The sequence below is a fragment of the Mesorhizobium temperatum genome, from assembly GCF_002284575.1.
GTDB classification, from domain to species: Bacteria; Pseudomonadota; Alphaproteobacteria; order Rhizobiales; family Rhizobiaceae; genus Mesorhizobium; species Mesorhizobium temperatum.
Window position 1 is genome coordinate 25,357 of the sequence record NZ_NPKJ01000018.1, and the last position, 11,658, is coordinate 37,014.

Annotated in this window: 11 protein-coding genes; 5 read left to right on the forward strand and 6 right to left on the reverse strand. The window is 63.5% G+C overall.

Features of this window, described 5'->3' with window-relative positions:
* The gene (locus CIT26_RS03890) at positions 1–219 is read right to left on the reverse strand and encodes a hypothetical protein (protein ID WP_143747782.1); all 219 of its coding nucleotides are present in this window, start codon (positions 217–219) and stop codon (positions 1–3) included.
* Between the two features lie 39 nt (positions 220–258).
* On the opposite strand from CIT26_RS03890, the gene CIT26_RS03895 reads away from it, so the two are divergent.
* The 3 genes from CIT26_RS03895 (at position 259) to rnd (ending at position 3,426) form a co-directional block, all read left to right on the forward strand.
* The gene (locus tag CIT26_RS03895) at positions 259–762 is read left to right on the forward strand and encodes a DUF3280 domain-containing protein (RefSeq protein ID WP_095491343.1); all 504 of its coding nucleotides are present in this window, start codon (positions 259–261) and stop codon (positions 760–762) included.
* Between the two features lie 165 nt (positions 763–927).
* Entirely contained in the window at positions 928–2,172 is a 1,245-nt protein-coding gene (locus tag CIT26_RS03900) for an MFS transporter (protein ID WP_095491344.1), read from the forward strand.
* Positions 2,173–2,268: 96 nt separating this feature from the next.
* Positions 2,269–3,426: a ribonuclease D gene (rnd, locus tag CIT26_RS03905; RefSeq protein WP_095491345.1), complete on the forward strand. Its 1,158-nt coding sequence runs from the start codon at positions 2,269–2,271 to the stop codon at positions 3,424–3,426.
* Positions 3,427–3,482: 56 nt separating this feature from the next.
* Here rnd and CIT26_RS03910 read toward each other — a convergent pair whose 3' ends face one another.
* The 3 genes from CIT26_RS03910 to CIT26_RS03920 form a co-directional block, all read right to left on the reverse strand.
* Positions 3,483–4,022, reverse strand: a complete 540-nt coding sequence (locus CIT26_RS03910) for a hypothetical protein (protein ID WP_167391269.1) — start codon at positions 4,020–4,022, stop codon at positions 3,483–3,485.
* Between the two features lie 25 nt (positions 4,023–4,047).
* Positions 4,048–5,550: an IMP dehydrogenase gene (gene guaB / locus CIT26_RS03915; RefSeq protein WP_095491347.1), complete on the reverse strand. Its 1,503-nt coding sequence runs from the start codon at positions 5,548–5,550 to the stop codon at positions 4,048–4,050.
* A gap of 215 nt (positions 5,551–5,765) precedes the next feature.
* On the reverse strand, positions 5,766–6,041 hold the full coding sequence (locus tag CIT26_RS03920) for a hypothetical protein (RefSeq protein WP_095491348.1): 276 nt from the start codon (positions 6,039–6,041) through the stop codon (positions 5,766–5,768).
* 336 nt (positions 6,042–6,377) lie between these two features.
* Here CIT26_RS03920 and CIT26_RS03925 point away from each other — a divergent pair, with 336 nt between their 5' ends.
* Positions 6,378–7,799, forward strand: a complete 1,422-nt coding sequence (locus CIT26_RS03925; protein WP_095491349.1) for an MFS transporter — start codon at positions 6,378–6,380, stop codon at positions 7,797–7,799.
* Positions 7,800–7,981: 182 nt separating this feature from the next.
* On the opposite strand, the gene CIT26_RS03930 is transcribed toward CIT26_RS03925, so the two are convergent.
* Complete coding sequence (locus CIT26_RS03930; protein WP_095491350.1) at positions 7,982–8,677, reverse strand: RlmE family RNA methyltransferase; 696 nt, start codon at positions 8,675–8,677, stop codon at positions 7,982–7,984.
* A gap of 58 nt (positions 8,678–8,735) precedes the next feature.
* Positions 8,736–10,115, reverse strand: a complete 1,380-nt coding sequence (locus tag CIT26_RS03935) for a Ppx/GppA phosphatase family protein (RefSeq protein ID WP_095491351.1) — start codon at positions 10,113–10,115, stop codon at positions 8,736–8,738.
* 504 nt (positions 10,116–10,619) lie between these two features.
* On the opposite strand from CIT26_RS03935, the gene CIT26_RS03940 reads away from it, so the two are divergent.
* Positions 10,620–11,552 (forward strand): lysylphosphatidylglycerol synthase domain-containing protein, encoded by a 933-nt coding sequence (locus tag CIT26_RS03940; protein WP_095491352.1) that lies wholly within the window; start codon positions 10,620–10,622, stop codon positions 11,550–11,552.
* Positions 11,553–11,658 lie beyond the last annotated feature (106 nt).

Here is an 11,658-nt window from a genome sequence, read left to right on the forward strand (position 1 = left end):
TCATTGGTAGGTCCGGATGTTTGATTGCGGCAAGGCATGATGGCCCGGCCCGAAAATTTGCGCGAAAAGCACATGAGAGGCCGGCTTTGTCAAGGCAGGCGGCGCACGGGCAGCATCTCTCGGTTTGAACTTCGGCTTGTAAACCTCGCTGTGTGAAAACTCCACACCACAGTCAAAGTGTAGAATTTCCTCTGCCTTGATCGTGATCAGCGTGGTCAAGCCGTGTACAATGGCCGTCATACTGACGGGAGGACTACCATGCGCATTCGCACATTGACTGTCCTGATGACGCTGCTTGTTGGCACCTGCACATTTGCACACGCTCAGACAAAGCCGATGTCAATCGAGGTGTTTCCTTTCGAATTGGAAGACAAGAGCGCTGGCGCAGGCATAATTCCGCCGGATGAACACGATAGGCGCTATCTGTCCGAGTCGGCACAAATGGCGAAGGACATGCTCTCCCAGTCCGGACGTTTTACAGTGGTTGATGTGCCAGAGGGGGATGAGCAGGCGGTTGCGCCGCACGGATTGCGCAACTGCGGCGGCTGTGAAGGCAAAATCGCCAAAGAACACGGCGCCTCTCTTGCCTTGCTGGGCGTTGTGACGCGCGTCAACCGAACAGAGCATACCATGTTCATTCGCATCCTCGACGCTGAAACCGGGAAACCTGTTTCCCAAGGCTTTACCGATCTTCGCATGGGTGCGAATTACGCGTGGCCCCGCTCCGTGAAATGGCTGATGACAAACAGAATTCTGCGGTAGGACGCCCACCATCCAAGCGCGCCATCGGGAGCGCGAAAGATCGCCCCTCAGCTAAAAATCAAAATGAGAAACTGATTGTCGGTGCTGGCCTGCTAACCGCCGGGAATTGCCGCTGGCATTGGCGCGGGCGATGGTTCAAGAAGGGTCAACGACAGGCCTTCCTTCATGTCCTCCATGCGCCCGCTGATCCCGCTCCTTATTGCCGCCGGCATCCTGCTCGGCGGCAACGGCCTGCAGAGCACCCTGATCGCGCTGCGCGGCGCGCAGGAGGGGTTTTCGGCCTCGACCATCGGCCTGATGGGCACGTTCTATTTCGCCGGGTTCCTGCTCGGCTGCCTCGCCGTCACCCACATAATGAAGGCTGTCGGCCATGTGCGCGCCTTTTCCGCGCTGGCGGCGATCGCTTCGGCCGGAACGTTGCTTTTGGTGCTGGTCGTCGACCCGGTCATGTGGTGCGCGTTGCGCCTCGCCGGCGGGTTCTGCTTCGCCGGCCTGTTCACCATCATGGAAGCCTGGCTCAATTCCGGGGCCGCCAACAAGGACCGCGCGCGGGTGCTGGCCATCTACCGGATGGTCGACATCGGTTCGGTCACAGGCGCACAGTTCCTGATCCCGATCGTCGGCGCCGGCGGCTTCGCCATCTTCGCCGTCATGTCGATCATGATCACGCTCTCGCTGGTGCCGGTGTCGCTCGGCGACCGCTCCAACCCGACCCCGCCGGAAGACGTCAAGCTCGACCTGGCCCGCGTCTGGCGGATTTCGCCGCTCGGCTGCTTCGGCTGCATCGCCGTCGGTGTCACCAACAGCGCCTTCCGCACATTGTCGCCGGTCTATGCCGAACAGATCGGCATGTCGGTCACCGACGTCGTCACCTTCGTCAGCGTCGGCATCTTCGGCGGCGCCATCATCCAGTATCCGCTCGGCTACCTGTCCGACCGCTGGGACCGGCGTTCCGTGCTGCTGATAACGACGTGCTGCGCGCTGCTTGCATCGCTGGCGCTGGTGTTTTGGGCGCGCAGCGACCCGTCCCTCAACTTCGTGATCGTCTTCGTCTTCGGCTGCTTCGCCATGCCGCTCTACTCGCTATCGGCGGCGCATTCCAACGACCGCGCCGACAAGGGGGAGTTTGTGCTGATCAACGCGGCGCTGATGCTGTTCTATTCCTTCGGCGCCATTGGCGGGCCGTTCGCCGCCTCGACGGCGATGCAGTATTTCGGGCCAAGCGCGCTGTTCGTGTTCACCGCCACCGTTTACGCCATCTTCGTCGTCGTCATCCTGTACCGGATGCAGGTGCGATCCGGCGTGCCGGCCGGCCATCGCAGCCGTTTCATCGGCCTTTTGCGCACATCGACGGTGTTCGCCCGGCTGGCCAAGCGCAACGATGATTCCGACGGGCCTGCGAAGCAATGATGACGGTCCCATATGGTTTGAACCCGGACAGCAGCTTGACGAAAGCCCGCGCGGCTGAAATTGAAGGAGACCTTACCCTTTTGCCAAAGCGATTTGATGCACGTCATCACCACCCAAGTAGAACTTGAGACCGCTGTTGCCGCGTTCGAAAAGTCGGATTTCGTCACCGTCGACACCGAATTCATTCGCGAGACGACCTTTTGGCCGATCCTCTGCCTGATTCAGATGGCGGCGCCCGGGGTGACGGCGCTGATCGATCCGCTGTCACCCGATATCGACCTGAAGCCGTTCTTCAGGCTGATGGCCAACGAGGCCGTCGTCAAAGTCTTCCATGCGGCGCGCCAGGATATCGAAATCATCGTTCATCTCGGCGATCTGGTGCCGCATCCGGTGTTCGACACCCAGGTGGCGGCGATGGTCTGCGGCTTCGGCGACAGCGTCTCCTATGACCAGCTCGTCCAGAAGATTACCGGCGCTCGGCTCGACAAGTCCTCACGTTTCACCGACTGGCGCCACCGGCCGCTTTCCGAAAAGCAGCTCGACTACGCGCTTGCCGACGTCACCCATCTGATCGAGGTCTACCAGCACCTCAGCGCCGAGCTGGTGCGGGAAAACCGCGCTCACTGGCTGAACGAGGAGATGGAGGTGCTGACCGCGCGTGAAACCTACGATCCGCATCCGGAGGACGCCTGGAAGCGGCTGAAGATGCGGCTGCGCAAGCCGCAGGAGCTGGCGATCGTGCAAGCAGTGGCGGCATGGCGCGAGCGCGAGGCGCGCGAACGCGACGTGCCGCGCGGCCGGGTGCTCAAGGACGACGCCATCTACGAGGTAGCGCAGCAGGCGCCGCGCGATGCGGCAGCACTCGGCAAGCTGCGCACCACGCCGAAAGGCTGGGAACGCTCAGTGACGGCAACGGCGCTGCTGGGCGCGATCAACACCGCGCTTGCCTTGCCCAGGGAAGAGATGCCGAAGCTGCCGAAAAGTTTTCAGCCGCCCGAAGGCTCCAATGCAGCCGCGGAATTGCTGAAAGTGCTGTTGCGTATCGTCGCCGAAAAGGAGGGCGTCGCTTCGAAGGTGCTGGCCTCCAGCGACGACATTGACCGCATCGCCGCCGAGGGCGAGGCCGCCGACGTGCCGGCTTTGCAAGGCTGGCGACGCGCCGTGTTCGGCGAGGCCGCGCTCAAACTGGTGCGCGGCGAACTCGCCATCAAGTTCGACAAGCGCAAGATCGCGCTGTTCGACGTGCAACCCTGACAACTTAGTCCACTTTTGGGTCCGATGGCCTTTGTCCGGGCGCGGATTGTCCCTGCTCAGCGCTGTTTCTGACCCGTCAGATGAAAAGCCGCGATGACGATCACCGGTATCACCAGAAGCGCGAACTTGGTGACGATCAGCGCCGAGGCAAACGACAGCGAATCCGGATTGGCCGACAGGAAATCGGAGAGCATGCGGGCGACCGCGATGTTCTGCGCATAATCTGCAAGCGTGTAGGGCAGCACTAGGACGAGCGCAAACAACGACTGAAGCTGCGCGGACAGAGCCCGGAAGGCCTTCAGCCGTCGCCCCGTGGCCAGGATCAGGCTGACCAGTGTCAGCGACAGCAGCGCCGGGAACAACAGGTCGAAGGTCAGATAATGCCAGACCAGAATGATCTCGCTGCTGCGCCGGCCGAGTGCCGTCAGCCAGGCCATGCCCTCATCCGGGGTGAAACCGGTCCAGCGCAAATCGAGCGACGGCAGGCCGCCACTCAGCTGGCGGAAATAGAGGAACTCCATCGCCGTCATGGCGACGAAAACCGCCGCGCAGACAAAACAGAGCGCGGCAGCGTGACGTGACAGCCGCAACATCATTGCCGTCAGGCTTCGTGCGAGCTGGTTAGGCTCCGCCGGGGTAATTCGGGCTTTCGCGGGTGATCGTGACGTCATGGGCGTGGCTTTCACGAAGTCCGGCGTTGGATATGCGTACAAAGGTGGCGCGGTCGCGGAAATCGGCAAGGTCGCGCCCGCCGACATAGCCCATAGCGGCTTTAAGGCCGCCCGCAAGCTGGTGCAGCACGCCGGACACAGGTCCTTTGTAGGGCACCTGCCCTTCGATGCCTTCCGGCACCAGTTTCAGCGTGTCGCGCACCTCGGCCTGGAAATAACGGTCGGCGGAGCCGCGCGCCATGGCGCCGACCGAGCCCATGCCGCGATAGGCTTTGAACGAGCGGCCCTGGTGCAGATAGACTTCGCCCGGGCTCTCGTCGGTGCCGGCCAGCAGCGAGCCGATCATGGCGGCGCTGGCGCCGGCGGCGAGCGCCTTGGCGAGATCACCGGAATATTTGATGCCGCCGTCGGCAATGACCGAGACGCCCGACTTCTGCGCCGTCTCGACCGCCGACATGATCGCCGAAAGCTGCGGCATGCCGACGCCGGCGACGATGCGGGTGGTGCAGATGGAACCCGGTCCGATGCCGACCTTGACGGCGTCGGCGCCGGCATCGATCAGCGCCAGCGTGCCTTCTGATGTGGCGACGTTGCCGGCCAGGATGCGGACCGAATTGGACAGTTTCTTGGCCCGCGTCACCGCATCGAGCACACGTTGCGAGTGACCATGCGCGGTGTCGATCACCAGAAGGTCGACGCCGGCATCGATGAGCCGCTCGGCGCGCTCAAAACCGTCATCGCCGACGCTGGTGGCGGCCGCCGCGCGCAAGCGCCCCTGCACGTCCTTTGTGGCGTGCGGATTGAGCTGCGACTTCTCGATGTCCTTGACGGTGATCAGCCCGACGCAATTGCCGTCGCTGTCGACCACGACCAGCTTTTCGATGCGGTGCTGGTGCAGGAGCCGCTTGGCCTCGTCCTGGTCGACGTTCTCCTTGACCGTGATCAGGTTCTCACGGGTCATCAGCTCGTAGACTTTCTGCGCCGGGTCGGAAGCGAAGCGCACGTCGCGGTTGGTCAGGATGCCGACCAGCCGTCCGACCTTATGCCCGCCGGCACCGCCATTCTCGACCACCGGAATGCCCGAGATGCTGTAGGTGCGCATCAATCCCAAGGCGTCGGCGAGCGTCGCGTCGGGGCCGATGGTGACGGGGTTGACCACCATGCCGGATTCGAATTTCTTGACTTGCCGCACCTGCTCTGCCTGTTCGGCCGGCGAGAAATTGCGGTGGATGACGCCGATGCCGCCGGCCTGGGCCATGGCGATGGCGAGACGCGCCTCGGTGACCGTATCCATGGCGGCGGACAGGATCGGCACATTGAGGTCGATGTCGCCGGCAATGCGGGTGCGGATGTCGGTCTCGCCCGGCATGACCTCGGAATGACCCGGCTGCAGCAGCACGTCGTCAAAGGTCAGCGCCAATGCGCCCGTGGACGTTTCGATAATTTTTGCCATGGCCAGCCCTCGGAATGCATGAAAAGCGCTGGACCGGATGGACAGCGCCGACTCGTCTTCTTCCCTTTCAGGATTGGCGCTGGCTCGTAACACGTCCCGTCGCCGATGAAAAGCCGATTGCTTGTGCACGACAGCGCTGCGAACTCAGCTTAATGCCTTTTCGCCGTGACGGATTGGTGACCGTGAAGTTCGAGCGCCGGCAGGCGATGGCTGGCCTAATAATAATCGTAAACGCGCCGCTTGCCCCGCTTGCACTTGATCTCTTCCTTGTATTCGTCGCCTTCCCACTTGCGCTCGATCTTGCAGTTGCCGCGCCGATATTCCTCTTTGTAGCTGTAGCGTTCCCGCTTTCGCTCATAATCGTCTTCGTATCGGTAGCGGTCCTGCCATTTGCCATGGCCGCTCTCGTCCTTCCACGGATCGGCAGCAGCCGCGCTGATGCCTCCGACGATTGCCACCCATGCGGCAAGGATGGTGCCCAGCAACTTCATGGCGTATCTCCTTCAAAGGGGTTTAACCCGGTTGATCCAGTTCCGGTTCCCGGCGCGTCCGCGCTCGCGAATCGGTTGCTTTGTGACGGCAGTCATGCTAGGAATTTATTCCTGGTGCTGATTTGCGCCAACCACCCGCCGCCGAGGCGGGTTTTTTTTAAGCGCTATTCTTCGCAGAGTTCCGCACTGGCACGGCTGCCCAGGGTCGCACAAATGTGACGGCAAATTAAGGCGACATCCGACCCGACCCGTGGTAACCGCCCTGCGTGTCGGCGCCTTTGCCCCCGAGGGCCGGCAAGCAATCGGCGGCGCAACATTCAAATCCGGACGCGCTCCATGAACCGCACCATTCCGCTTATCCTGGCGGTCGCTCTTTTCATGGAAAACATGGATTCGACCGTTATCGCGACCTCGCTGCCGGCGATCGCCATCGACCTCCAGACCAGCCCGGTCGCGCTCAAGCTGGCGCTGACCGCCTACCTGGTGTCGCTGGCGGTGTTCATTCCGATCAGCGGCTGGATGGCCGACCGCTTCGGCGCCAAGAACGTGTTTCGGGCGGCGATCGACGTGTTCATCGTCGGTTCGGTCGCTTGCGCGGTGTCCAATTCGCTGCCGGCTTTCGTGATGTCGCGCTTCCTGCAAGGCATTGGCGGCGCCATGATGACGCCGGTGGGACGGCTTGTGCTGGTGCGCGCCACGCCGAAAAGCGAGCTTGTCGCCGCCATGTCCTGGCTGAGCATTCCAGCGCTGGTCGGGCCGCTCGTCGGTCCGCCGGTTGGCGGTTTCATCACCACCTATTTCACCTGGCACTGGATCTTCCTGATCAATGTGCCGATCGGGCTCATCGGCATCTGGCTCGCCACGCGCTTCCTGCCGGAGACCGGGCCGGCGCAGACGCCGCCGCTCGACTTCATCGGCTTCGTGCTGAGCGGGCTGGCGGCATCGGGCATCGTGTTCGGCCTGTCGGTGGTCAGCCTGCCCGCTTTGCCGCCGATTGCCGGCTTCCTCACCGTCGCTGTCGGCCTGGTGTCAGCCGCGCTTTACCTCCTGCATGCGCGCCGCGCCAAGAATCCGCTGCTGGCGCTCGAGCTGTTCCGCAACCAGGTGTTCCGCGCCTCGGTCCTCGGCGGCGGACTGTTCCGCATCGGCATCGGCGCGGTGCCTTTCCTTTTGCCGCTGATGTTCCAGATCGGCTTCGGGCTGACGCCGTTCCAATCGGGAATGATCACCTTCGTGGCGGCGGTCGGCGCCATCGGCATGAAATTCGTCACTGCGCTGATCTTCAGGATCGCCGGGTTCCGCCGCGTGCTGATCTTCGGCTCGCTGATCGCGGCGGCGTCGATCGCCATCAACGGCCTGTTCACGCCCGAGACGCCCTATCTGCTGATCCTCGCTGCCTTGCTCGCCGGCGGCTTCATCCGTTCGATGTTCTTCACCGGCATCAACGCGCTCGCCTATGCCGAGATCTCGACCGCCGACACCAGCAGGGCAACGCCGATCGCCGCCGTGTTCCAGCAACTGTCGATCGCGCTCGGCGTGGCGCTGGCCGGCGGCATCCTGGAAGTGTCGACGACAATCCATGGCGGGCCGCTGACGCTGAGCGACTTCCACATCGCATTCTTTATCGTCGCGGCCGTGTCGGCGGCCGCATCGCTGTCGTTCATGCGGCTGGCGCCCGATGCCGGCAACGCCGTGTCAGGATATGGCGGGCTGACTGCGCCGAAGACGCTGGGGGTGTCTGGTCCGCAGGGCGGTTGAGGCTCCTTCCCTTCTCTCCTTGTGGGAGAAGGTGGATCGGCGCGCAGCGCCGAGACGAATGAGGGGTGTTGGAAGAAACGAGGCGATGATAACCGCAAGCGTGTTGCCAAGTGGAACACCCCTCATCCGACCTCGCTTCGCGAGGCCACCTTCTCCCACAACAAGGGGAGAAGGAAAAGACGCTAACCTTTAAAATCCTTCGCCAACAAATAAAGCTCCACCGATTCATCGCGCGAGGCCGGCGGCTTGACGTGATGGACCGAGCGGAAATTCTGCTTGAGCCTGGCAAGCAATTCGTTCTCGGCGCCGCCTTGAAATGTCTTGGCGAGGAAATGACCCCCCGGCTTCAGTACCGAAAGCGCGAAATCGGCCGCCACCTCGCACAGATACATGGTGCGGATGTGATCGGTCCGGCGGTGGCCGGTGGTCGGCGCCGCCATGTCGGACAAAACGATGTCCGGTTGGCCGCCCAGCGTTTCGGCGAGCTTTTCCGGCGCCTGCGGGTCGAGAAAATCCATCAACAGCACCGGCGCGCCGGGCACCGCATCCATTTCGAGATAGTCGATGCCGACGACATGCGGGTGTTCGGCCGTCGATTTCGTGCGCGCGGCGGCGACCTGGCACCAGCCGCCGGGCGCCGCGCCAAGGTCGATGACCTTCATGCCGGGCTTGAGCAGATGGTGCTTGTCGTCGATCTCGATCAGCTTGTAGGCGGCGCGCGAACGGTAGCCGTCGGCCCTGGAGCGCTGGACGTAAGGGTCATTGATGTGGCGCTGCAGCCAGCGGCGCGACGATTCCTTCAGGCCGCTTTTCTTCTTGATCCGCGTCTTCAGCACACGAATGCCGGCAGAGCCTGGTTTTTGCGGTTTCTTGGTCATTGCCTGACTTCTTGTTTGAGCATGATCTTTTCCGAAAACCGATTACCACTTTTCGGGATCATGCTCTGCCACGCCCATTGTTGCGCCAGACACCGTCGTCGGCCATCAATTCGCTCAATATGCCCTCGCGCAGTCCACGGTCGGCGACGCGCAGGCGCTCCGACGGCCACACCGCCCGGATCGCTTCCAGGATGGCGCAGCCGGCCAGCACCAGATCGGCGCGGTCGGCGCCGATGCAAGGGTTGGCGACGCGCTGCTGGAAATCCCAGCCGACCAGTTTTTCGACCATGCGGTCGACGCTGTCGCGGTCCATCCACAGCCCGTCGACGCGGCGGCGGTCGTAGCGTTCCAGGTCAAGGTGAACGCCGGCCAGTGTCGTCACCGTGCCCGAGGTGCCGAGCAGGTGGAATTTCGGGCTGGCGAGCACGTGGCTCAGCCGATCGCGCCCATCAAAGGCGTGCAGGCGCACGGCCACATCCTCGACCATGGCGGCAAAGATCTCGCGGGTGACGGCGCGGCCGCCGAAGCGCTCGGCCAGCGAGACGACGCCGACCGGCAGCGACGTCCAGGAGACGATGTGGTTGGCGAGCCTCGGCGAGCGGTGGCCGGTGAGATCGATCAGCGCGATCTCCGAGGAGCCGCCGCCGATGTCGAACAGGACGACGCCTTGCGTGTCGCGGTCGACCAGCGAGCCGCAACCGGAAACCGCCAGCCGCGCCTCGGTCTGGCGGTCGATGATTTCGAGCTTCAAGCCGGCCTCGCGCTCGACGCGGTCGAGGAACTCGGCGCCGTTTGCGGCCGTGCGGCAGGCTTCGGTGGCGATCAGCCGGGCCTTCCTGATCTTGCGGCTGCGCAATTTGTCGCCGCAGATCTTCAGCGCCTCGACCGCACGGTCCATCGCCGGCTGCCCGAGCCGGCCGTTGGCGGTGAGGCCCTCGCCCAGCCTGACGATGCGCGAGAAAGCGTCGATGACGCGGAACTGGCCGTGGCGCGTCGGCACCGCCACCAGCAGGCGGCAATTGTTGGTGCCGAGATCGAGTGCGGCAAACACCGGCAGTTCCTGCACCGGCGGGCGGCGGACATCCTGCTCCGGCCTGCTTGGCGCAGCTGACGGCAAAGCCGCGACGATCGCCTCGGGCGGGCGGCTGGCTGGAGCGCTGCCGGCGGGCACCGACAGTCCGGCCGCTGCGAGGTGAGCGTCATCGCGCGCGAAAACCTTGCCGCCGCGCCGACGTTTTCGCCGCTTCCTGGTCTTGGCCTTCTGATTCTGGCCATTCTGATGCTGGGACGCGTCGCCTGCCTGTCCGTGACCGGACCAAGGCTGCACCGGGCGGCCATTGTGCCGGCCGGCGGATGGGCTTGCCTGGCCCGAAGGCGGCGGCGAAGCCCTCGACACGCCCACTTCCGGCGCGGCGGCGCCGGTGTCGTGGTCTTCCACTTCAGTTCCTTCCGGCGCCGCGCGAACCGGAGACCGGACGCAGCAGGCGCTTTCACGTGTTCTAAGTTACCGCCAGACTAGCAGCGCCGGGCCGGATCACCAAGACATGAAATTCGTTCGCGGGAGGGGCGCCGAGGTGGTGACCCCTTCTCCCCTTGTTGTGGGAGAAGATGGCCGAGCGAAGCTCGGTCGGATGAGGGGTGCTGGACGGATCGCGGCGTTGAAGACGTAATCACTTAAAATTATTCACTTTTTTCAAGCCGAGTTTCTTCCAACACCCCTCATCCGGCTCGGCGCTGCGCGCCGATCCACCTTCTCCCACAAGGGTGTTTGGACTGGGGAGAAGGGAAGGCGCCGGCGCAGCAGCGCGCCTTCGCGGTTGAATAGCCGGCTTCGATAAGGCATTTCTGAAATGGCGGGAATGGAAACATTCGGAATCGCGGGCAGTTTTCCTGACGCGAACCGGAGATGGGCAACGGGGCTGCAGCGCATGATCGTCACGCCATGAATTGGAGGCGCTATTTCTGGCCGGTCGTCGGCGTTGCGGCGGTCGTCTTCTCGCTGTGGCTGCTGCTGCACGAACTGCGCGGCATCTCGCTCGACGACGTCTGGGACGGGATCGTCGCCATCCCTGCCCGCGGCTGGGTGCTTGCCGCGCTGAACTCGGTCATCGCCTATGCGTCGCTGGCCGGCTACGACCACATCGCGCTCCTGCATATCGGCAAGAAAGTGTCGTGGCTGTTCGTCACCTTCTGCTCCTTCACCACCTATGCGCTGTCGCACAATATCGGCGGCTCGGTATTTTCAGGCGCGGTGATCCGCTACCGCGCCTACGGAACCAGGGGTCTGACCGGGCAGGATGTCGGCGTCCTGGTGGCGATCTGCTGGATTACATTCGTGCTGTCGACGATCCTCGTCTCCGGCCTCGTGCTGGTCTTCGAGCCTGAAATCATCGACCGGTTCTCCGGCGTACCGCACCATGGCCTGACCATGGCCGCCGGCGTCGCCATGCTGCTGCTGGTGGCGGCCTATGTCTTCGGCAGCTGGCTGCATCTCAGGCCACTGAAGATCGGCAGTTTTCAGGTCCATTATCCGGCGCTGCCGATCGTCGCGCGGCAATTGCTGATCGGCCCGATCGAGCTTTTGGCAGCGGCGGCGATCATCTACTTCGCCCTGCCCGCGGCTGGCAATCCCGGCTATTTCGTCGTGCTCGGCGTCTTCCTGGTGTCGTTCTCGGTCGCCCAGATCTCGCATGCGCCGGGCGGGCTCGGCGTGTTCGAGGTGGTCTTCCTCGCCGGCCTGTCGCATATGGACCCGGTCGGCGTACTGGCCGCGCTGCTGGTGTTCCGGCTGTTCTACCTGATCATCCCGCTGCTGATAGCGCTCGGCGTCGTGCTGTACTTTGAGCACTCGCAGCTCGGACGAAGGGAGAATTGAGGGGCACCGCCCCTTCTTCCTTCTCCCCTTGTGGGCTAGCGTGCGCACACATTTGCGTCTTGGGGATGTCAAGCGGGAAGGTCGGCGGCTGCGAAAGGGGCTTGAA